The 22,114-nt window shown below is 71.1% G+C and carries 19 protein-coding genes and 1 tRNA gene; 13 read left to right on the top strand and 7 right to left on the bottom strand.

Translation table 11 applies throughout. The features are described from left to right. Positions 1-368: 368 nt before the first annotated feature. Positions 369-1,874 carry an MFS transporter gene (locus QF037_RS27540; RefSeq protein WP_307029663.1) on the top strand — a complete coding sequence of 502 codons (1,506 nt, stop codon included), beginning with the start codon at positions 369-371 and terminating at the stop codon, positions 1,872-1,874. A gap of 19 nt (positions 1,875-1,893) precedes the next feature. Continuing rightward, positions 1,894-2,394, top strand: a complete 501-nt coding sequence (locus QF037_RS27535) for a GNAT family N-acetyltransferase (protein WP_307029661.1) — start codon at positions 1,894-1,896, stop codon at positions 2,392-2,394. 28 nt (positions 2,395-2,422) lie between these two features. Here QF037_RS27535 and QF037_RS27530 read toward each other — a convergent pair whose 3' ends face one another. Beyond that, positions 2,423-2,812, bottom strand: coding sequence for a hypothetical protein (locus QF037_RS27530; RefSeq protein WP_307029659.1), 390 nt, complete (start codon positions 2,810-2,812; stop codon positions 2,423-2,425). Between the two features lie 259 nt (positions 2,813-3,071). On the opposite strand from QF037_RS27530, the gene QF037_RS27525 reads away from it, so the two are divergent. Continuing rightward, the gene (locus QF037_RS27525; RefSeq protein ID WP_307029657.1) at positions 3,072-3,482 is read left to right on the top strand and encodes a DUF485 domain-containing protein; all 411 of its coding nucleotides are present in this window, start codon (positions 3,072-3,074) and stop codon (positions 3,480-3,482) included. Continuing rightward, positions 3,479-5,098 (top strand): sodium/solute symporter, encoded by a 1,620-nt coding sequence (locus QF037_RS27520; protein WP_307029656.1) that lies wholly within the window; start codon positions 3,479-3,481, stop codon positions 5,096-5,098. The genes QF037_RS27525 and QF037_RS27520 overlap by 4 nt, the downstream gene beginning before the upstream one ends. Before the next feature lie 37 nt (positions 5,099-5,135). Here QF037_RS27520 and QF037_RS27515 read toward each other — a convergent pair whose 3' ends face one another. The 4 genes from QF037_RS27515 to QF037_RS27500 form a co-directional block, all read right to left on the bottom strand. Beyond that, entirely contained in the window at positions 5,136-6,020 is an 885-nt protein-coding gene (locus tag QF037_RS27515) for a cellulose-binding protein (protein ID WP_307029654.1), read from the bottom strand. A gap of 136 nt (positions 6,021-6,156) precedes the next feature. Continuing rightward, positions 6,157-6,618: a carboxymuconolactone decarboxylase family protein gene (locus tag QF037_RS27510; RefSeq protein ID WP_307029652.1), complete on the bottom strand. Its 462-nt coding sequence runs from the start codon at positions 6,616-6,618 to the stop codon at positions 6,157-6,159. 195 nt (positions 6,619-6,813) lie between these two features. After that, positions 6,814-9,486, bottom strand: a complete 2,673-nt coding sequence (locus QF037_RS27505; RefSeq protein WP_307029649.1) for an SUKH-4 family immunity protein — start codon at positions 9,484-9,486, stop codon at positions 6,814-6,816. An 8-nt stretch (positions 9,487-9,494) separates the two neighbouring features. Continuing rightward, positions 9,495-10,484 carry an SMI1/KNR4 family protein gene (locus QF037_RS27500; protein WP_307029647.1) on the bottom strand — a complete coding sequence of 330 codons (990 nt, stop codon included), beginning with the start codon at positions 10,482-10,484 and terminating at the stop codon, positions 9,495-9,497. A gap of 291 nt (positions 10,485-10,775) precedes the next feature. Here QF037_RS27500 and QF037_RS27495 point away from each other — a divergent pair, with 291 nt between their 5' ends. Both QF037_RS27495 and QF037_RS27490 read left to right on the top strand, forming a co-directional pair. Then, on the top strand, positions 10,776-11,336 hold the full coding sequence (locus QF037_RS27495; protein WP_307029645.1) for a YwqJ-related putative deaminase: 561 nt from the start codon (positions 10,776-10,778) through the stop codon (positions 11,334-11,336). Positions 11,337-11,408: 72 nt separating this feature from the next. Next, entirely contained in the window at positions 11,409-11,939 is a 531-nt protein-coding gene (locus tag QF037_RS27490; protein ID WP_307029643.1) for an SUKH-3 domain-containing protein, read from the top strand. A gap of 42 nt (positions 11,940-11,981) precedes the next feature. On the opposite strand, the gene QF037_RS27485 is transcribed toward QF037_RS27490, so the two are convergent. Further along, the gene (locus QF037_RS27485) at positions 11,982-13,289 is read right to left on the bottom strand and encodes a sensor histidine kinase (RefSeq protein WP_307029641.1); all 1,308 of its coding nucleotides are present in this window, start codon (positions 13,287-13,289) and stop codon (positions 11,982-11,984) included. A 256-nt stretch (positions 13,290-13,545) separates the two neighbouring features. On the opposite strand from QF037_RS27485, the gene QF037_RS27480 reads away from it, so the two are divergent. From QF037_RS27480 to QF037_RS27450, 7 genes are all read left to right on the top strand, one after another. Continuing rightward, positions 13,546-13,617 (top strand) — tRNA-Gln (locus QF037_RS27480). Between the two features lie 122 nt (positions 13,618-13,739). Next, a complete protein-coding gene (gene glmU, locus QF037_RS27475) occupies positions 13,740-15,188 on the top strand; it encodes a bifunctional UDP-N-acetylglucosamine diphosphorylase/glucosamine-1-phosphate N-acetyltransferase GlmU (protein WP_307029639.1) in 1,449 nt (482 codons plus the stop codon). 75 nt (positions 15,189-15,263) lie between these two features. Then, a complete protein-coding gene (locus QF037_RS27470) occupies positions 15,264-16,244 on the top strand; it encodes a ribose-phosphate diphosphokinase (protein WP_307029637.1) in 981 nt (326 codons plus the stop codon). 201 nt (positions 16,245-16,445) lie between these two features. Further along, the gene (locus QF037_RS27465; RefSeq protein WP_307029635.1) at positions 16,446-17,030 is read left to right on the top strand and encodes a 50S ribosomal protein L25/general stress protein Ctc; all 585 of its coding nucleotides are present in this window, start codon (positions 16,446-16,448) and stop codon (positions 17,028-17,030) included. Positions 17,031-17,111: 81 nt separating this feature from the next. Continuing rightward, positions 17,112-17,714 (top strand): aminoacyl-tRNA hydrolase, encoded by a 603-nt coding sequence (gene pth, locus QF037_RS27460; RefSeq protein WP_307029633.1) that lies wholly within the window; start codon positions 17,112-17,114, stop codon positions 17,712-17,714. A 41-nt stretch (positions 17,715-17,755) separates the two neighbouring features. Further along, positions 17,756-18,271, top strand: a complete 516-nt coding sequence (locus QF037_RS27455) for a hypothetical protein (protein ID WP_307029631.1) — start codon at positions 17,756-17,758, stop codon at positions 18,269-18,271. A gap of 134 nt (positions 18,272-18,405) precedes the next feature. Next, positions 18,406-19,056: an LPXTG cell wall anchor domain-containing protein gene (locus QF037_RS27450; protein WP_307029629.1), complete on the top strand. Its 651-nt coding sequence runs from the start codon at positions 18,406-18,408 to the stop codon at positions 19,054-19,056. Between the two features lie 76 nt (positions 19,057-19,132). On the opposite strand, the gene ppc is transcribed toward QF037_RS27450, so the two are convergent. Then, the gene (gene ppc / locus QF037_RS27445; protein ID WP_307029628.1) at positions 19,133-21,892 is read right to left on the bottom strand and encodes a phosphoenolpyruvate carboxylase; all 2,760 of its coding nucleotides are present in this window, start codon (positions 21,890-21,892) and stop codon (positions 19,133-19,135) included. Between the last annotated feature and the right edge of the window lie 222 nt (positions 21,893-22,114).

The following is a 22,114-nucleotide window of genomic DNA, read 5'->3' as shown; positions in this document are numbered from 1 at the left end:
TCTCTTTCGATCCGTGCCGAGTCGTACGTGCTGCTGTGGTGATGAGTCTGGCCGCGGCGGGTGGTCCGGCGCGCTGGTGCTGAGCGCCGTCTTCTGGTGGGGAAAACCCCACCCCCGCTGCTGCGGTGCACCGCCCCCCAGCGGCGTAAAGCCAGGTTAAGGACGGGCCGGGTGCCCTCACGTCCTCCGGCGGTACGAACCCTCCCCCAGCCGTAGTACGGAGGTACCCCTAGGGGCGATCCACCCGAGGGTGGAGCCGATCTAGGGGTCAGCTCCACCCGCGGCCCCGATCAGGCTGCGCCCTGCCGCGACGTGAGGGTCAAGTGAGAAGGTGTGCGCGGCGGATAGATGCAGGGGGAAGGGATCTCATGGGCCGGGGGGACACGGAGATACAGCCCGCGGCGAGGGCCGACGGCCCGAAGGACTCGCGCCGCCGCGGCGCCGTCGTCGCCGCGCTGATGCTCGCGATGGCCCTGGCCGCCCTCGACTCGACGATCGTCTCCACGGCCGTCCCGCAGATCGTCGGCGACCTCGGCGGCTTCTCCGTCTTCTCGTGGCTCTTCTCGGGCTATCTGCTGGCCGTGACGGTGTCACTCCCGGTGTACGGCAAGCTCTCCGACACCTTCGGCCGCAAGCCGGTCCTGATCGCGGGCGCGGCGCTCTTCCTCCTGGGCTCCCTGCTCTGCGCGGTCGCCTGGAACATGGGCTCGCTGATCGCGTTCCGTATCGTGCAGGGCCTGGGCGGCGGCGCGCTCCAGGGCACGGTCCAGACCCTGGCCGCCGACCTCTACCCCCTGAAGGAACGCCCGAAGATCCAGTCCAAGCTGTCCACGGTGTGGGCGGTGTCGGCGGTGGCCGGCCCGGGTGTGGGCGGCCTGCTCGTGGCGTACGCGGACTGGCGCTGGATCTTCCTGGTCAACCTGCCGGTGGGAGCACTCGCCCTCTGGCTGATAGCCCGTTACCTGCACGAACCGAAACGGGACTCCCCCGCCCGCCGCCCCCGTGTCGACTGGGCGGGCGCCCTGACGGTGTTCGCCTGCGGAGGCGTCCTGCTGACGGCGCTGGTGCAGGGCGGGGTGGCCTGGCCGTGGCTGTCGGCCCCGTCACTGGCGTTGTTCGGCACGGGACTTGCCCTGATCGCTGTGGTGGTCCTGGTCGAACGCCGGGCCGCCGAGCCGATCATCCCCGGCTGGGTGTGGCGCCGCCGCACCATCGCGGCGGTCAACCTGGCCCTGGGCGCGCTGGGCCTGCTGATGGTGGCACCGACGGTCTTCCTCCCGACGTACGCCCAGTCCGTCCTCGGTCTGGCACCGGTGGCGGCCGGCTTCGTCCTGACGGTCTGGACACTGAGCTGGCCGGTGTCGGCGGCCCTCAGCCAACACGTGTACCGAAGGATCGGCTTCCGCAACACGGCCATGCTGGGCATGGGAGCGGCGGCGCTGATCCTCTTCGCCTTCCCCTTCCTGCCGTACCCCGGCCGGGCCTGGCAGCCGACCCTCCTGATGCTGCTTCTGGGCGCCGCGCTGGGCCTCTTCCAACTGCCGCTGATCATCGGCGTGCAGTCGACGGTGGTCTGGTCGGAGCGCGGCACGACCACGGCGTCGGTCCTCTTCTGCCGCCAGACCGGCCAGACGATCGGCGCGGCCCTCTTCGGCGCGGTGGCCAACGGGGTGCTGTCGGCGCGGCTGGGCGGCGCGAGCGATCTGGACTCCGTGACCCGGGCGCTGGATTCGGGCGCCGGTTCGGAGCCGCTGCGGCGGGCGATCGCGGACGCGGTGCACGCGGTGTATCTGGGGGCGGCGGGGGCGGCGGCGCTGGCGTTCGTGGTGCTGCTGGTGCTGGCGCCACGGAAATTTCCGGTGATCACGGAGTGAGCTGCGTACGGTGGCGGACATGGCGGACCTGAGACTGGAACGGCTGCGGCCGGACCACGCGGCGGCCCTGCTGGCCTTCGAGCGGGAGAACCGGGAGTACTTCGCGCGCTCGGTGCCGGATCGCGGCGACGCCTATTTCACACCGGAGGGATTCGCCGCCCGCCACCGTGCCATGCTGGACGAGCAGGAGTCCGGCGACTGCCACTTCCATGTCCTGTTGGACGCGGAGGGTTCGCTGCTCGGCCGCTTCAACCTCATGGATGCGGCGGGCAGTTCGGCGGAGCTGGGGTACCGCGTCGGCGAACGGGCCGCGGGACGCGGGGTCGCCACGGCGGCGGTGGGCGAGGTGTGCCGGATGGCGGGAACGTCGTACGGCCTGAGCTCCCTGACGGCGAAGACGACGGAGGACAACACCGCGTCCCGGACCGTCCTCGAACGCAACGGCTTCGTGCTCACCGAGCGGATCACCCTGATGGAACGCCCGGGAGTGCGCTACGCGCGCGTGCTCCTCGGACACTGAGGGACCAGGACGCGACCGGCCCGACCCCTCACCGCTCCCGGTCGAACCATGCCGTCGACTCCGGCAGAAACAGCAGCACGACGACAGGCACCCCGAGCAGGATCCGCAGCGCGGCGTCCAGAAACAGCCCCACCCCCACCGCCTCGCCCATCCTCGTGATGGTCGGCAGCACCATGAACACCATCAGCACGATGGTCGTGATCCGTACCCCGCCCCGAGCGCCCCCGTCGTAGGTGAGGGCAAGCAGGGCGCACACCCACACCAGCGACCAGGGCGCGAGCATCTCGCCCTGTCCATAAGCGGTGAGCCCGTCCGAGAGCGCGAGCATCGAGACGAGGCCGCCGACGGCGAGCACGAACAGCAGAACCTGAGCGCCCCGCACCTGTCTGGGCATGACGGCTTCACGTACGTCGGACATCAACACTCCCCCGGTAGAGCCGGCATCGTATCCGTCCGTAGCGCTCGTTCACTTGAAGTAGCCGTTCACACCACTCAAAAATCTGAGTTAATCCGGGTAACACCCGAGGTCAGAGAAGTAAGCGCGTACCGACCAATCAGTTTGGTGAACCATCTCCCGCATCCGACTACCAACGAGTAGCGTGCGTGGCTCCGCTCACCCCACCTCCCAACTCCCTGCGGTCCGCACCGGGCCCCGAGCCACGCAAGGAGCCACCGGGATGTCTTACGACCCGGCCCCACCGCCCACCTACCCCTGGCAGCCGCCCTTCGCCCCCGAACACGCTCCCGGCCGAGCCCCCGGACACCGTCCCCGCCACGAGGCGCTCGGGCACCACAGCGATCTGCGGATCCTGCGCAGCGCCTACCGCTGGCAACGCCGCGTCGCGACCCTCACCGCACTCGGCTACTTCACCCTCTTCCTCATCCTGTCCGCGTTCGCCCCGTCCTTCATGACCGGGCGCATCGGCGACGCACCCCCGACCGGTCTGCTGCTGGCCCTGTTCCAACTCCCGGTCACCTGGCTGGCGATCGTCCTGTACGAGCGCACGGCCCGGGTTCGCGTCGACCCGCTCGCCGACCGCATCCGCAAGCAGTCCGAGCTGGACGCCAAGCGGGGAGCGACGCGATGACGGGACAGACGGGCTTCAGCGACTCGGCGCAGGCGATGTCCCTGGTGGCGTTCTCGGCCGTCGCCACGATCACGCTGCTGCTGTGTGTGATGACCGGGCCCGACAGGGACGACCTGGACGAGTTCTACACCGGCTACGGATCCCTGGGCTCCCTGCGCAACGGCCTCGCCATCGCGGGCGACTACATCTCCGCCGCGACCGTGCTCGGCACGGGCGGGGTGATCGCGTTGTGCGGCTACGACGGGATCGTCCTCGCCCTCAGCACCGCGCTGTCGCTCATGCTGCTGATGTTCCTGCTGGCCGAACCCCTGCGCAACGCGGGCCGGTTCACCATGGGCGACGCGCTGGCACGGCGCATGCCGGGGCGTTCCGTGCGGATCGCGGCCTGCGCGGTGACGCTAGCGGCGCTGCTGCCGCTCATGCTGGTCCAGCTCGCGGGGACGGGGCAGTTGCTGTCCTTCATCCTCGGCTTCTCCGGCGAGGGGCTGCAGACGGGCTGCATCATCGGGCTCGGCGTGCTGATGATCAGTTACGCGGCCATCGGCGGGATGAAGGGCACCGCTCTCATCCAGATCCTGAAGATCGTGATGCTGCTCGGTTCGGGCGCCGTGGTCGCCGTCCTGATGCTGCGGCGGTTCGACTGGAACCCCGGCACGCTGTTCGACGCCGCCGCCGCGCAGAGCGGGGTGGGACCGGCCTTCCTGGAGTCGGGGCTGCAGTTCGCGGGCGGGTCCAACCCCCGGCTGGACATGATCACTTCGCAGCTGACGGTGGTCGTCGGCGGTGCCTGCCTCCCGCACGTCACCATGCGTATGTACACCGCCTCCAGCGCCCGCCAGGTACGCCGCTCGATGTCCTGGGCGGTGTCGGCGGTGGTGCTGTTCGTGCTCGTCATCACGATCGTGGGGTTCGGGGCCACCGCCCTGATCGGGCGCGCGGCGATCGCGGAGGCGGACCCGCAGGGCAACACGGCGTATCTGCTGGGTTCCCGGGCGGTGTTCGGCGCGGACGTCTCGACGGCGGAGACCCTGCTGTTCACGACGGTCACCACGGCGCTCTTCCTCACCCTGCTCGCCTCCGTCGCCGGCATGATCCTCGCCTGCGCCAACTCCCTCGCCCACGACGTGTTCGCGGTCCGGGCGCGGGAACTCTCGACGCGCCGCGAGATGACCCTGGCCCGGGTCTCGGCACTGGCCGTCGGCATCCCGGCGATCCTGCTGGCCACGCTGGTCCAGCACCGCAGTCTGCAGCCTCTGGTGACCCTGTCCTTCTGCCTGGGCGCCTCGGCGATAGCCCCCGCCCTGGTCTACGGCCTGTTCTGGCGCCGCTACACCCGAACGGGCCTGCTCTGCACCCTGATCGGCGGCTCCCTGACGGTGCTGCTGCTGATGCCGGGCACCAACCTCGTCTCCGGCTCTCCCGTCTCCGCGTTCCCCGACGCCGACTTCAACTGGTTCCCGTTCACCACCACCGGCCTCGTCTCCATCCCGGCCGGCTTCGCCTTCGGCTGGCTCGGGACGGTGGCGTCGGGGCGGCGCACGGCGGAGGAGCAGCGACGGCAGTACGAAGCGGTGGAGGGGTGGATCCTGGCGGGGGCGGTACGACGGGAGGAGTGACCGTCGGGCCGGGTGCCCCAGGGGGCGTGCGCGCGTCCTACTCTGCCGGTGCGCGCCCCGTCAGTGTCGTCAGGCTGTTGCGTACGAGGTCGATGTGGGCGTGTACGTCGTCCCAGCGCTCGCCGTGCTCACGCAGCACACGTTCCGTCTCACGAGCGATCCGGTCCTCCCGTACGCGCGCCTCGGCGAGGATCTCGGCGGCACGTACGTGTGCCTCCTCCTGGCGCTGCCTGGCGGAGGTCTCCGCGTCGGCGAACGCCTGCTTCGCCTCGGACAGCGCGGCCTCGGCGCGGGCCACCTGTTCGGCGTGCCGGGCGTCGAGCGCCGCCGCCCGCTCGGCCTCCTCGCGCTCCGCCTCGGCCCAGCGCTCGGCGTGCTCCTTGTCCTGTTCGGCGAGCATCCCGATGGTGCGCTGCCGTACCTCGCGCAACGCGGCGAGCGCCTCCGTGCGGCCTTCCTTCACTTCGCGCCGGGCGGCGATACGGATCTCGTCGGCCTCGGCGCGCGCGACGAGCAGGCGCTGCCGGGCGCGCTCCTCCGCGTCGGCGCGTACGGCGTCGGCGTGCGCCTGTGCCGCGTCCCGCACGCCGTTCGCACGTTCCCGCGCCGCCTCCGCGAGGCGCCGCGCCTCCTGTCGCGCGGCGTCACCCACGGCCGCGGCCTCCTCCTGCCCGAGCTGGAAGAGCCGGCGCGCACGCTCCCCGAGCGTCTCGTACGTCTGCGGAGCGAGCCGCGCGACCCTCTCGCGCAACCCTTCGAGCTCCGCCTCCATCTCCTTGGCGAGCACGGTGAGACGGGCGGCGCGCTCCCAGGAGATGTCACGGTCCTGGGAGAGCGCCGCGGCGTACGCGTCGACCTGTTCGGGGCGGTAGCCACGCCGTACGGCCATGAAGCCGTGGGACGGGACAGATGTGCCGCTCATCCTGGGACCCCTCTCCATCGAGATGTGTGCGAAATGACGATTTCGCGCATATCTTGATGTATCAGGCAGAAATGTGCATAACGCGACACTCCGCACAGAGGTCACGGCCGCCCCTCTGCGGTCGGGCGGACGAGGCTCAGCCCCAGGTGGTGCCCGCGGGCTCCTTGATCGTCGTGTTGACGCGGTTGAACAGGTTCATGAGCGAGACGAAGAGGATCAGGCCGGACAGTTCCTTCTCGTCGAAGTGGTCGGCCACCTCGTCCCACAGCTCGTCCGGCACGGACTCGTGAGACCGGTCCGAGAGCCTCGTCATCGCCTCGCTCAGCCGCAGCGCCGCCCGCTCGGCGTCATTGAAGAACGGCGCCTCGAACCACGCCGCGACCGCCGCGATCCGCTCCTCGCCCGTCCCGGCCTTCCGCAGATTCAGCACATGCGCGTGCACACAGGCGCTGCACCCGTTGATCTGGCTGACCCGCAGTCCCACGAGCTCCGACAGCTCCTGGTCCAGGCCGCTCTCGCCGATCGACTGGAAGAGCGTGCCGATGCCGTTCATCGCACTGGGGAGGACGTACGCCGGGTTCGTCATGCGTGCCTTCATGGTCTGCCTCCTGAAGCAAGTGGTGAGCTGCTGTCACTCCACTGACGGAGCGCGGAGGACGGATGTGACCGTGCGGCGGAAGAACTTCGGCGCCCTGCGGAGACAGCAGAAAGCCGGACCCGGTCGCGATGACCGGGCCCGGCTCCTTCAGACGGTGTCAGACCGTGTCGGATCGGTCTCAGTGAAGGCGCCGCCTCACAGCAGGCCGTCCCACATCTGCTCCAGCAGCACCGACCACCAGCTCTCCGGCGAACCGAGCGCCGCCGGGTCGAGCGAGGCCAGCTGGGCCTGGAAGTCGACGGTCCAACGGCCCGCCTGCTCCTGGTTCAGCCCGAACCTGAGCCGCCACATCCGCCCGAGCAGCGCCAGGCACCGCTGGAACTCCGGCAGTCCCGTGTTCACGAACTGCGGCGGCACCGGCGCACCGCCGGGCCCGGCCTCCACCGGCACGGCGACGATGTTCGCCGTCCCGTACTGCACACAGATCGCCTTGCCGAAGTCACTGCCCATGACGAGGTACGACCCCGCGTCCGCCGCCGGCTGCACCCCCCGCTCCTGCGCCAGTTCGGCGAGCGTGGGCACCGGCCGCCCCGGCTGGGCCTGCGCCCAGAAGAACGGGCCCATGTCCATCGGCAGCCCCGCGGCCACCAGGGAGTGCGCCACCACCGGCGGCACGCCCTGCCGGGAGACCGCGGCCTGCTCGAACCGGAACACTCCCGGCCCGAACGCCCCCGCCATCTCCTGCGCGATGCTCTCCGGCGGGATCGGCGGCGCCGGCTGCACCGGGGGAAGCGGGGCGCGGACGGGCGCCGGACGCGCCGGACCGTCCGCCACCTGGTGCAACTCACCCTGGTGCGCCAGCAGTTGCTGCATCCCCTGCTGCCGGCTCGCGTGATCCGTGCCGTACGGCGCGATGCTCGCGATCCTCGCCTGCGGCCACTGCTCCCGGATCATCCGCGCGCAGTAGGCGCCCGGCAGCGCGCACGACTCCAGCTCCGTGTGCAGCTCCAGCACCTGGTCCGGCGGGATGTTCATCCCCCGGAGCTCATGGAAGATCTGCCACTCCGGGTGCGGCGTACCCGGCGCCGAACGCCGGATCAGCTGCTGCTCCGACCCGTCCTGCGCGCGGTAGCGCAGCACGGCCTGATACCCGGGACCGACGGTCGGCTGCCCCTGCTGCGGGTAGCCGTACGCCGGCGGCTGACCGGGCCCGGGCTGTCCGGGCGGCGGCACGGCACCGGGAGGCATCCCTCCGGGCGGCATCGGCTGGGGGGCGCCCGGAGCCATGCCCGGAACACCGGGTGCGCCGGGGGCGTGCGGCGGCGGAGGCGCGCCGGGGGCGCCCACGGGGGGCGCGGCCAGCATCGTCTCGGCGTGGTGAACAGCACCGCGCGGGCCCCCTGAAGAGCCCTGCGCACCGGGCGCACCGGGCATACCCGGGGCGCCGGGAGGCTGAGGTGCGCCGGGGGCGTGCGGTGCTCCAGGTACGCCCGGGGGGCCAGGCGGCATCGGCGTGCCAGGCGCACCCGGTACGCCAGGGGCGCCCGGAGGCTGCGGCGCGCCCCCGCCCGGGCCCATGCGCCCCGGGTCGGCAAGCATCGTGGCGGCATGGTGCATAGCGCCCGGAGGCGTACCGCCGGGCGGATTGGGCGCACCCGGCGGAACGGGCGCGCCCGGGGCACCCGGTGCGCCCGGAGGCTGCGGTGCCCCCGGCCCGGCAGGCCCGCCCTCGAGCCCGTTGGGCCCCAGCGCGGAGACGAGCTGCGTCGGCACATACCCGCCGGCCGGCGCACCCGGCGCGGGCGGAGGCGTGGCACCCGGTCGCGCGCCCGGCGCCCCGGGGCTGCCCGGCGGAGGCGGCGTGGTCGAGCCACCACCCCGGCGCGGCGGAGGCGACGCCTTGCTCGTGGCGGCATCCGCGATGTCCCCGGCGTTCGCCGCGAGCGACCGCTCCGGCGCACCCGGCCCCACAGGAGGCTGAGGCGCACCCGGCGCACCCCCGGGCCCCTGCGGATACCCATAAGAAGGGGGCCCCGGCACCGGCGGCGGCGTACTGCCCTGCGGCACACCCGGCGGAGGCGTACCCGGCGCACCCGGATAGCCGTGAGCCGACCCACCCGTCCCAGGCGCAGGCGCGCCCCCGCCGGCACGCGGCGCATGCGGATCGTCGAGCGCCGGTGCGAGCGCCGTCGACGGAAGCCCGCTGCCGCCCGACATGAGCGCCGTCTTGGCGTCCGGCGGCGTCGCGGGCGGCGGAGTGTCGTCGTCGGTACCGCTCAGCGGCGGCGCGAACACGGTCGCGGGCAGCGGCACGGAACGGTCGTCCCCCGCATCCGCGTTGGTGTCCGTACCGGCCCACGGCGTGGCACCGGCAGGCACACCCGCCGAGGAAGCCGCCCCGGCCGGCACCCCGCCCTGCGTCTCAGGAAGGGGCCTGGCCCCGGGCCCGGACCCGGCACCGGCCCCGGCACCGGACCCACTGCGCCGATCCGGAATCCCCAGCTGATCCGCCGCCTCCTGCAACCACTCCGGCGGCGTCAACAAGAAGGACGTCTGATTCAGATCGACCCGGGCCGCGGGCGCCGGCGCGGCAGCGGCGTCGTCGTCGGCACGTCCGTACTCCTCCTCGTACCGGCGGATCACCTCACCCACCGGCAGCGAGGGCCACAGCGTGGCCTCACCGCTGTCCCGGGCGATCACCAGCCGCTGCGCACCACCGTCCGAGCGCGGCCCGTCCGCGCGGTCCTCCGCCCACACGACGAAGCCGAGCTCGAACTCCCGCACCCGCACCTCGCGGTGCTGGTACGCGGGCACATCCCCGTTGATCCACTCTTCGGCGCGCTCCTGCGCCTGTGCGAAGGTCACCATCGGTCAGTTCACTCCCCAGCCCCGGAAACCGGCACGGACCGCGCGAACCCGCCGTCCACCATCAGGTTCGCCACCGTCTCCAACTCGGGCGGATTGCCCGCCAGTCGGGACAGGAAGGCGTCGAAGTCCTCGCCGCACGGCAGCAGCAGCCGTTCCACGCGGTCGGCGGGCGGAACGGAGGGATCCACGTCCCGCGCGTCGTCGTAGGCGCAGAACCACACCGATCCGATCCGCTCGCCCTTGACCTTCACGGCCAGCAGTCCGCCCTGGACGAAGCCGACGCCGAGGTAGTCCTTGGTCAGATGGTCCCGGAGGCACTTGTTGACGTAGACGAGGTCGTTGACGGCGGCCTCGTCGCGCACCGTGAAGAACGGCTGGTCGACCAGGAGGCCCAGCTCCGGGTCCAGGGCCGCGCCCACGGGGGCACAGCCGCCCGCCGCCTTCAGGAACGACCGGTACGCACCCGGCAGCCGGTACCCGAGCTCCTCCTCGACCCCCAGCACCTGCGACTCCGACACCGCCGCACCCGACTTCGGCAGACCGAAGTGCGCGGGCCGCGTCTCCTGCAGCGGGCGCGTCCCCCGCTTGCCGTGGTCGACCGCCGCCGTCGCGATACCGCCGTGATGCCGCAGCAGCGCCTTCACCTCTACGGGCACCAGTTCGAGCCGCCGTGAACCCACCACGTGGTGCCACGTCCAGCCGTGCGGGGTCGCCACCGCGGGAACCGTGTCCCACAGCTCATGACCGGTCGCCGCGAGGGCCGCGTTCGCCGACACATAGTCCGTCAGCCGGAGCTCGTCGACGCCGAAACCCTCCGGCGGATCGGCGATCTCCGTGGCCGCACGCGCATACGCGGAGAAGTCGGGGTAGCCGTGCTCGTCCACCCGCACCCCTCTGGGGTGACGGGAGGCCCGGACCGGATCCGGGAAATGCACGACCTGCCCGGCGTAGGCCGCGTTCGGCGGCGCGGCTTGCTGCCCGAGCCGACCTGTCGTCATGGCGGTTGCCCCCTGCGGCACTCTGTACGGCCTACGGCACGACCGGCTCCGGCCCGCCCCAGCCCGTATTCGACTTCTCCAACGCGTTGACCGCACACATGCGGGTGCCGACAGCCTATGCGGTACGACGACACCGGTCACCGGGCGCCGGTCAGCGGCCCTCCGGTTCCGTGACCAGCCGTCACCCCGTCGTGACAGCCCGCCCAAACCCGGGCGTGTCGCGCCGCCCCAGCTTCCGCACCAGCCACGGCATTTGGCACTCTGTGTCGTCCGGGGGATGCTCGGGAGGGGATGACGATCATGAACACGACGCAGACGGGACCGCACACAGGGCCGCGACCAGCCACGTCCCACGACCCGCGGGACGGTATGTCCGGCGATCCCCGGATCGGCTGGAGCAGCACCGACACACCGCAGGCGCCCACTCTCCGGCACCGCCGCGACGGCATACTCCCGACCGTCGCCGCCGCCCTGTCCGTCCGCGGCGCCACGCTCACCGGCACCGCCGCCCGCGGCGACCAGGGCCCGCCCCTGCACCCGCTCGTACAGGACTTCCTCGACACCCTCACCTCCGCCCAGCGCGACCGCTTCACCGGCCGCTGCGCCGAGACGATCCTCATCTCGCGCCATCTCGCCGCCGCCGACGAGGCCCGCAGCAGACGCGCCGCGCGCAGACCCATGACCAACGGCGAGGCCCGCAAGGCCCTCAAGCAGGCCAAACTCACCGCCCGCCGCATCCGCGAGGACGGCGACCCCCTCCACGGCAGCTTCGCCGCCCCCTGCCGCGCCTGCACGGCCCTCAGCGCCCACTTCGGCGTACGCGTCGTCGACCCGGCGGCAGCCGACGACTGATCCCCACGCACGACAGGCAGGACGGCCGGCAAGCCGGGCACCACGTCAGCGAACTCGACGATCGAAGGGCAGATGCACCCCGACCGCACCTCCTCCCCCAGTCTCGGCTCCGCTCGACCGGGGGGACCCCCATCCCGCTTCCCGGTCCCCGTCGACGCCGCCCTGCGCGCCGCCGGCTGGCAGCCCGGGCGCTGGGACATCAAGCAGGCCGAGATCTGGGCCGACGCCCTGCGCGAACACGTCTCCCCCGCGGGCCACCGCCACGCCGTCTTCCCCGCCGCCGTCGAGGTCTGGGCCGAATTCGGCGGCCTCCACATCGCACCCACCGGACCCGGCCGCCAGATCGCCCCGGTGAGCCTGCATCTCGACCCCCTGCACGGCCTCCACATGGCCCGCACCCTCGCCGACCTCGGCCGCGCCCTCGACACCGAGGTCTGCCCTCTCGGCGCCGAGACCGAGTCGGCCGCGCTCCTGGCCCTCGACACCGAGGGGCGCGCCTATGTCCTCGACCACACCGGCGACTGGTACCTCGGCCCCGACATCGACCAGGCCCTGGCCGTCCTCGTCGCGGGCATGGAACCGGTACGGCTCACGGCGGGCTGACGCGGGAAAGCGCCCGGAGCGGTACGAGGAAGGACCGCCGGGTCACGCCGCCGGGATGACCGCCGACACCCGGAAGCCGCCCGCGTCCGTCGGCCCGGAGACGAACACCCCGCCCAGCGCGACGACCCGCTCCTTCATCCCGACCAGACCGTTCCCCCCGGACGGCAGCCGCGCCGACGCCGTCGAGACCTCCGGCGGCGGCTCGTTCTCCACCTGCATCGCGATCTCGGACACCCGGTGCGCGAGCCGCACATGCGTCTTGGCGCCCGCCGCGTGCTTGTGGACGTTGGTCAACGCCTCCTGCACGACGCGATACGCGGTCTGCTCGATGTCGGCGCCGTAGTCCCGGGCGTCACCGTCGATGGTCAGGTCCACGACCATCCCCGTGGCGGCCGACTGCCCGATCAGCTCCTCCAGTTCGGACAGACAGGGCCCGTCCGACTCGTCGACGGCCCGCGAGGCGGCAGCCGCGGCGGCGAAACCGACGGCGGCGAGCGGCACGGAGTCGGACGAGCGGACGCTCCTGACGCCCTCCCCGCTGCGCAGCACCCCGAGCATCTCCCGCAGTTCGGTGAGCGCCTGGCGCCCCATGTCCCCCACGAGGGCGGCGTTCTTGACGGCCTTCTCGGGATCCTTCCGGGCGACTGCCTGCAAGGCGGCCGCGTGGACGACCATCAGGCTCACCCGGTGCGCGACGACGTCGTGCATCTCACGGGCGATCCGGGTCCGCTCCTCGCCGCGCGCCCACTCGGCCCGCTCCTCCGCCCGCTCCGCGAGCAGTTGAAGCTCCCGCTCCAGGCTGTCGGCCCGTTCCCGCAGGCTCTCCATCAGCCGGCGCCGGGCGCCGACGTACAGCCCGAGGAGCAGCGGAGGCGCGGTCAGTCCGACGGCGATGGTGATCGCGGCGAACGGCACGAACCAGTCCCCGAGCTCCCAGCCGCCGCGCGTGGTGCCCTGCCGTATCCGCACGAACATCACGATCAGCTGGCCGACCAGCGACATCCCCGCGAGGGAGCCGATGATCCGGCGGGGCAGTTCGGAGGCGGCGAGGGTGTAGAGGCCGACGATCGCCATGAGGTAGCCCATCTGGGCGGGCGTGATGGCGATGGAGACGAGCACGACGGCGATGGGCCACTTGCGCCGCACGAGCAGCGCGGACCCGGCGAGAACGCCGAACACGATCCCCGCTGCGCTGGGGATCCCCGCGTCCCCCGCGAACCGGTACCCCTCCGCCCCGCACTCGACGACGGACGCGAGAGCCAGGCTCGCGTCCAGTACCGCACTGCGCCACCGATCCCACCACCAGGGCCCTGGCCGGGCCGCGGCATGGTCTTCCCCCGTCGTGGTCATGTCTCCAGCCTACGGTCGGGCAGCACGCGTTTTCCGGTGAGTTTCCGGGATTGGCCTACACCACACTGCGTGACCGGCCGGATGCGAAACAACCCGATATCCCTCGAACTGCCGAATCGCTCACCGTTCCGTCCCGGAAGATCGAATTCCACCCGGGCGACGACGACTTGTACCGTCGCATGAAAGGGGCCCGGTACGGCATAGTGTTGGGTGCCCGCTCGGCGACCTGACCAGGTGTCCGGTCCCGTCGAGTCCATCCCCCGTGGTGTAATTGGCAGCACCGTGGCTTTTGGTGCCATTTGTCCGGGTTCGAGTCCTGGCGGGGGAGCACCAGCACGGATCGGGCCCTGACCGGCGACAGCACAGTCAGGGCCCGCTCCCATGTCCCCCATGAAACGCCCCGGTATCCTGCGGATGTCACCCACCCCCTCCACAGCCGAAGGGCATCCCGTGAGCGCCATTCGCCCGGCAGCCGTCGTCGTTCTCGCAGCGGGTGAGGGCACCCGTATGAAGTCGGCCACACCCAAGGTCCTGCACGAGCTCTGTGGCCGCAGCCTCGTGGGCCATGTGCTCGCCGCAGCGCGGGAGTTGGACCCCGAGAATCTCGTCGTCGTCGTCGGCCACGCGCGCGAGAAGGTCACCGAGCACCTCGGCGTCATCGACCCCGGCGTACGCACCGCCGTCCAGGCGCAGCAGAACGGCACCGGGCACGCCGTACGCATGGCCCTCGAAGAGCTGGGCGGTGTCGTCGACGGGACCGTCGTCGTCGTGTGCGGGGACACTCCCCTTCTCACCGGTGAGACCCTGCGCGCCCTCGCCGCCACCCACACCGCCGACGGCAACGCCGTCACCGTGCTCACCGCCGAAGTCCCGGACGCCACCGGCTACGGCCGTATCGTCCGCGACGGTGTCTCCGGTGCCGTCACCGGGATCGTCGAGCACAAGGACGCCTCCGAGTCGCAGCGCGCCATCCGTGAGATCAACTCCGGGGTGTTCGCGTTCGACGGGCAGCTCCTCGCCGACGCTCTCGGCAAGGTCCGCACCGACAACTCGCAGGGCGAGGAGTACCTCACCGACGTCCTCGGGATCCTGCGCGAGGCCGGTCACCGCGTCGGCGCCTCCGTCGCCGGTGACCACCGCGAGATCGCCGGGATCAACAACCGGGTCCAGCTCAGCGAGGCCCGTCGCATCCTCAACGACCGCCTCCTGACCCGCGCCATGCTCGCCGGCGTCACCGTCATCGACCCGGCCACGACCTGGATCGACGTCACCGTCACCTTCGAGCAGGACGCCCTCGTCCACCCCGGCACCCAGCTGCACGGCGCCACCCACGTCGGCGAGGGCGCGGAGGTCGGCCCCAACAGCCGGCTCAGGGACACCGTGGTCGGAGCCGGCGCCCGCGTGGACAACACCGTCTCCGACGGCGCCCATGTCGGCCCGGACGCGACCGTGGGCCCGTACGCCTATCTGCGGCCCGGTACCCGCCTCGGCGCCAAGGGCAAGATCGGGACGTACGTCGAGACCAAGAACGCCTCGATCGGCGAGGGCACCAAGGTTCCGCACCTCTCCTATGTCGGTGACGCCACGATCGGCGAGTACACCAACATCGGTGCCGCGAGCGTCTTCGTGAACTACGACGGACAGGACAAGCACCACACCACCGTCGGCTCGCACTGCCGCACCGGTTCGGACAATATGTTTGTGGCTCCTGTCACGGTCGGGGACGGTGCGTACACCGCCGCCGGGTCCGTGATCACGAAGGACGTGCCGCCCGGTTCGCTCGCTGTGGCCCGTGGTCAGCAGCGGAATATCGAGGGTTGGGTGGCTCGCAAGCGTCCGGGCAGCGCGCCTGCGAAGGCGGCCGAGGCGGCGTCTCGCCAGGTCGAGAGCGAAGACTGACCGGAAACGCGTGCGTCCGGGACGGCGTACCGTGATAAATGCACACCCAGTTGAGACACCTCTGAGGAGACAGCTGTGACCGGGATCAAGACGACCGGCGAGAAGAAGATGATGTTCTTCTCCGGCCGCGCCCACCCCGAGCTTGCCAAGGAGGTTGCCGAGCAGCTGGGCGTCGGGGTTGTCCCGACCAAGGCCTTCGACTTCGCCAACGGCGAGATCTACGTCCGCTACGAGGAGTCGGCGCGCGGCGCGGACTGCTTCGTGATCCAGAGCCACACGGCTCCGATCAACCAGTGGATCATGGAGCAGCTGATCATGATCGACGCGCTGAAGCGCGCGTCGGCCCGCTCCATCACCGTCATCGTGCCGTTCTACGGTTACGCGCGGCAGGACAAGAAGCACCGTGGGCGTGAACCGATCTCGGCGCGTCTGATCGCGGACCTGATGAAGACGGCCGGTGCCCACCGCATCCTCACCGTCGATCTGCACACCGACCAGATCCAGGGCTTCTTCGACGGCCCGGTCGACCATCTCTTCGCCCTTCCGCTGCTCGCGGACTACGTGGGCAGGAAGGTCGACAGGTCCAAGCTGACGGTCGTCTCCCCGGACGCGGGCCGGGTGCGGGTCGCCGACCGCTGGTGCGACCGCCTCGGCGCGCCCCTGGCCATCGTGCACAAGCGGCGCGACAAGGACGTGGCGAACCAGGTGACCGTCCACGAGGTCGTGGGTGAGGTCAAGGGTCGTGTGTGCGTCCTCGTCGACGACATGATCGACACCGGTGGCACCATCTGCGCGGCCGCCGACGCCCTCTTCGCGCACGGCGCCGAGGACGTCATCGTCACCGCCACGCACGGTGTGCTCTCCGGTCCGGCGGCCGACCGGCTCAAGAACTCCCGGGTGAGCGAGTTCGTGTTCACCGACACGCTGCCGACGCCGGGTGAGCTGGGCGTGGACCTGGACAAGATCACGGTCCTCTCCATCGCGCCGACGATCGCGAGCGCGGTGCGTGAGGTGTTCGAGGACGGTTCGGTGACGAGCCTCTTCGACGAGCACTAGGCCCTGCCCCTGCGGAAGAACGCTTCTGCATGATCGATTTTTCTACGGCCTCCCCTGCCGAGTAGACTGCGCAAGTTGCTCGGCGAGGGAGGCCGTACCCATTCACGCGGGTGTGACGCTCCGTTATCGACGCGCTCTTCGTAGCAGGCCGATGGTTTGGCCGGGTGACCACCTTCCCCAACTGTTCTACGAGGAGCGACCATGGCTGACGTCAAGCTCACCGCCGAGACCCGTACCGAGTTCGGCAAGGGTGCGGCCCGCCGTATCCGCCGTGACAGCAAGGTTCCCGCCGTTGTCTACGGTCACGGTGCCGACCCCGTCCACATCACCCTGCCGGGCCACGAGCTGAACCTCGCACTGCGTACCCCGAACGTCCTGCTCACCCTGGACATCGAGGGCAAGAGCCAGCTGGCGATCCCGAAGGCCGTCCAGCGCGACGCCATCAAGGGCTTCCTGGAGCACGTCGACCTGCTTCTCGTGAACCGCGGCGAGAAGGTCAACGTCGAGGTCTACGTGCACACCGAGGGCGAGCTGGCGCCGGGCGCCTTCCTGCTCGAGCACGTGCTCAGCACGCTGAACGTCGAGGCCGAGGCCACGCACATCCCGGAGTCGGTCACCGTCTCCATCGCGGGCCTGGCGGCCGGCGACTCCATCCTCGCCAAGGACATCCCGCTGCCCGAGGGCACCACGCTGGCGACCGACGAGGACGCGGTCGTTCTCCAGATCCTGGCCGCCCAGGCCGAGGAGGCCCCGGCGGATGCCGAGGCCGAGGCCACCGAGGCCTGATCCTCCCCGCACTAGCGACTGCCGGCCGCCGCTCCCCTCGGGGGCGGCGGTCGGCGCGTATCGAGGGACCGTGAAGGAGACATGGACGTGACGACCGATGCCAACGGGCCCTGGCTGATCGTCGGCCTCGGCAACCCCGGGCCGGAGTACGCGGCCAACCGGCACAACGTCGGTTTCATGGTGGCCGATCTGCTGGCCGAGCGGATCGGGGGGAGGTTCAAGCGGGCCGGCAAGGCGCAGGCGCAGGTCGTGGAGGGGCGGATCGGGCCACCCGGGCCGCTGAACCGCCGGGTGATCCTGGCCAAGCCGATGTCGTACATGAACCTGTCCGGCGGGCCGGTGAACGCGCTCAAGGACTTCTACAAGGTGCCCGTCGCCAACATCGTGGCGATCCATGACGAGCTGGACATCGACTACGGAACGCTGCGGATCAAGCTCGGCGGCGGCGACAACGGACACAACGGTCTGAAGTCGATGACGAAGGCGTTCACCGCGGAGTACCACCGGGTGCGGTTCGGGATCGGGCGGCCGCCGGGACGTATGCAGGTCGCCGACTTCGTGCTGAAGGACTTCTCGTCGAGCGAGCGCAAGGAGCTCGGCTACTTCGTGGACCGGGCCGCGGACGCCGTGGAGTGTCTGGTCATCGAGGGGCTGGAGCGGGCGCAAAGCACGTACAACTCCTGACTTGTCACCCGCCGAGTTGACGGGCTGATCAGGCATGGCCAATGATCCCCGCCATGCCTGCCACAGCCGCCAAGTCCCGTCAGGCCTCCCGCCCGGCCTCGGTCGCCGCCCTCCGCTTCGGACGGCTCGCGGCGATGGGCACGGTCGCGGCGCTGATCCTGATCGCGGGGGTGTGGGCGTCGTGGGGCACCGCGCAGCACGTGCTGCTGACCAAGGGCCGGGAGAGCGGCACGATCGAGGTGACGCGGTGCGAGGACGACACCTGCACCGGGCCGTACACGCCGATCTCGCAGGGGTCCAAGCCGCGCGCGAAGGTCGTCATCGAGAAGACGGTCGCGGTGCGGAAGGGCCAGACGTACACCGTCGTCGTGAAGCCCAGCAGTGACGACGTCGTCCGCTCCGGGCCGGCCGGGATCCTCTACGCCTGGGTTCCGCTGGGCGGTGCGCTGCTGCTGGCGTCGGTCGTCGTCGCGGGCGGACTGGGGCGCACGCGGGGCGCGTGGGTCATGGCGGGGGCGGGAATCGCACTGCTCACCGCCGCTTTCGTGACCATCTGACGGCTTTCGCGGTTCTCCATATCTGTGGAGGACCTGAGCGTTGCCTGTTCGTGATTGACCTTGGGTCAGGCGGGGCTGGATGCTGAGCCGCCCCCTCCACATCTTCCCTGTCACATCTCGAAGATGGACTGCCCATGCGTACCCTCCCCCGGGCCGGCGCCTTGTCCGCCGTCGCCGTGGCCGCCCTGCTCGCGGCCCCCTCCGCCCACGCCACCCCTCCCGGTGACAACGGCACAGTGAAAATCCACGACGCCTCCACCGGCGAAGAGCTGCGCCGCAACGAGCCGCACGTGTGCACCTTCTATCTGGACGCCTTCGGCTTCGACAGCGTCCAGGAGGTCGACTGGCACATCGAGGCCTGGGCCCCGACGGCCGGCGTCAAGGGCGAGACCGTGAAGTCCGGCGAGATCACCCTGGACGGCGAGGGTCACGGCCGTACGGAGGACCTGTCGCTGCCGGACGGCCACTACAAGCTGTTCTGGAACTTCGACGGCGAGAACGGTTCGGCCAAGCACAAGGTGTTCTGGACGGACTGCGAGGACTCCGACGACGGCAACCCGGGTGACGGTACGGCGACGCCGTCCGCCTCCCCGTCGGCCTCCGCCTCGCAGCCCGCCGGGGCCGCGGGAACCCCGTCCGCCTCCTCCTCCCCGTCCGCCCAGGGCGACGCCGGCGACCTCGCCGAGACCGGCAGCGGCGCCCCCGTCGGTCTGCTGAGCGGCGTCGCGGCGGTGCTGGTCGCGGCGGGCGGCTACCTGGTGTTCCGGCGTCGGAAGGCGTCGTAGGGCGGAAGGCTCGCACATGGCGGTGCCCCCGAGTCGGTACGAGGCTCGGGGGCACCGCCATGTCCACCGGAGACCGTCAGCCGGTGTTGCGCAGACCCGCCGCCACACCGTTGACCGTCAGCAGCAGGGCCCGGGCCAGCGTCGGGTCCGCCTCCTCGCCCGCGGCGACCGCGTCGCGCTGCCGCTTGAGCAGGGCGACCTGGAGGTAGGAGATCGGGTCGAGGTAGGCGTCGCGGATGGCGAAGGTCTGCCTCAGAACGGGCTGGGCGTCCAGGAGTTCGGTCTCGCCGGTGATCCGCAGGACCTCGCGGACGGTCAGCGCGTGCTCGGCCTCGATGTCGGCGAAGACATGCTGGAGCTCGGCCGGGACCAGGGTCTCCACGTAGTGCCGGGCGATGCGCAGGTCGGTCTTGGCCAGGGTCATCTCGACGTTGGAGATGAAGTTCTGGAAGAAGTGCCACTGCTCGTGCATCTCGTCGAGCACGCCCTCTCCTCCCAATGTTGCAGTCAGACCCGCCTCGCGCAGCGCCTTGAGACCGGAGCCGACACCGAACCAGCCGGGGACGATCTGACGGGACTGGGTCCAGCCGAACACCCACGGGATGGCGCGCAGTCCGTCCAGGGAGGTGTCGGAGCCGGGCCGGCGCGAGGGCCGCGAGCCCAGGTGCAGGTCGGCGAGCTGGTCCACCGGCGTCGACGCGAGGAAGTACGACGGCAGGTCCGGGTCCTCGACCAGACGGCGGTAGGCGGCGTGCGCCGCGTCGCTCACCACGTCCATCGCGGCGTCCCAGCGGGCCAGCGCCTCGTCGGACTGGCGCGGGGAGGTGTGCAGGGCGGAGGCCTGGAGGGTGGCCGCGACCGTGAGCTCCAGGTTCTCGCGGGCCAGCGAGGGGACCAGGTACTTGTCGGAGATGACCTCGCCCTGCTCGGTCACCTTGATCTCGCCCTCCAGGGTTCCCCAGGGCTGGGCGAGGATCGCGTCGTGCGAGGGGCCGCCACCGCGGCCGACGGTGCCGCCACGGCCGTGGAACAGACGCAGGCGCACGCCGTAGCGGTGCGCCACGTCCCGCAGGCGGCGCTGGGCGCGGTGGATCTCCCACTGGGAGGTGGTGATGCCGCCGAACTTCGAGGAGTCGGAGTAGCCGAGCATGACCTCCTGCACGTCCCCGTTCAGCGCGACCAGGCGCCGGTAGGACGGGTCGGAGAGCATGTCCTCCAGGATCGTGTCGGCGGCCTTGAGCTCGTCCGTGGTCTCCAGGAGCGGCACGATGCCGATCTTCGCCCAGCCGGCGTGCAGGTCGATCAGGCCCGCCTCGCGCGCCAGGACGGCGGCCGCGAAGACGTCGTCGGCACCCTGGCACATCGAGATGATGTACGACTCGATGACCTCGGGTCCGAAGACGTCCAGGGCGCGCTTGACGGTGTGGAAGACGCCGAGGGTCTTCTCGCCTGCGGCGTCCAGCGGGGCCGGGGTGGGCGCCAGCGGCCTGCGCGACCTGAGCTCCTTGGCGAGCAGCTTGCCGCGGTAGTCGCGCGGCATGTCCGCGTAGCGCCAGGACTCCTCGCCGAGCCGGTCGAACAGCTGGCCGAGGGCGTGGTGGTGGGCGTCGGCGTGCTCGCGGACGTCCATGGTGGCGAGCTGGAGGCCGAAGGCGGCGAGCGTACGGATCGTCCGGTTCATCCGGCCCTCGGCGATCAGGCCGCCGCGGTGTTCGCGCAGGGAGGTCTGGACCAGCTTCAGGTCCTGGAGCAGCTCGGCGGTGCCGAGGTAGTCGCGGCCATCCTCGTGCGGGGTGTTCTTGGCGAGCCGCAGCTTGGTGTTCTCCAGCTTCTGGCGGATCGCGGTGGCCTTGAGCCGGTAGGGCTCCTCGGCGTTGAGGCGCTTGTAGCGGGGGCTGATCTCCGGGAGGCGCTCCAGGTCGGTCCGGAGCGAGGCGAGCAGCTCCTCGGTGGCGCCGGTGTAGCGGATGGAGTTGGAGAGGAAGCCGCGCAGCTCGTCGATCAGGTCGAGCGCGTCGTTGATGCCGTGCTCGTGCTGGAGGATCAGGACGTCCCAGGTCACCTGGGGGGTGACGTTCGGGTTGCCGTCGCGGTCGCCGCCGATCCAGGTGCCGAAGGTGAGGGGGCGGGTGTCCTCGGGGAGGGTGACGCCGACGCGGCCCAGCTCGGCGGTCAGGTCCTCCAGGACGTCGCCGACCGCGTTCGCGTGCAGCTCGTCGAGGTAGTAGATGGCGTTGCGCGACTCGTCGGTCACCTCGGGGCGTACGACACGCAGCTCGTCGGTCTGCCACACCAGGTCGATGTTCTCGGCCAGGCGGGTGTCGTAGCGGCGGCGATCGGTCTCCAGGACCGGGGTCTCCAGCAGCGCGGCGATACGGCGGAGCTTGTTGAGGACCGAGCGGCGGGCGGCCTCGGTGGGGTGCGCCGTGAACACCGGACGCACATTGAGGTTCTGCACCGTCTGGCGCAGGTGCTCGGGGTCGGCGTCCTTGAGGCGGTCGGCGGTGCGGGCGAGCAGGCTGCCCTCGGCGGCCCGCCTGGCTCTGAGCTCGCGGCCGCGGTGGACCTGCTCGGTGACGTTGGCCAGGTGGAAGTAGGTCGAGAAGGCGCGCACCAGCTTGGCGGCGGTCTCCAGCTCGGTGCCCCGCAGCAGTTCGGCGGCGGCGTCACCGTCCTCACGGGTGAGGCTGCGGACCTTCTCGACGAGTTCCAGCAGCTCCGGGCCTTCCTGCCGGACGAGGGTCTCGCCGAGGAGGTCGCCGAGTCGCCTGATGTCGGCGCGCAGCTCGGTGGATGTGGTCTCCTGAGAAACGGTCTTGTCGTCGGCACTGCTCACAGGTGCGGCTCCTTGCAGTGTTGAAGCTCGTCCGGGAGGGAACCCGGGACCGGTCGAGCGGCGGCTGCCGCATACGAATCGGACATCCGGGAAGAATTGAGAGCGGACCGCGCTGTCCGAACGACTCCAGGATAGGTGTCCGTGCAGACGCGCAGACTCTTGGGCTCTTGCCGTCGGGCGACGCGCTGCCATACTTACGACGCCGTAGGTTACGGAACCGTA

Source organism: Streptomyces canus (assembly GCF_030815415.1).
GTDB lineage: Bacteria > Actinomycetota > Actinomycetes > Streptomycetales > Streptomycetaceae > Streptomyces > Streptomyces canus_F.
This window is presented reverse-complemented; position numbering and strand designations above follow the sequence as displayed.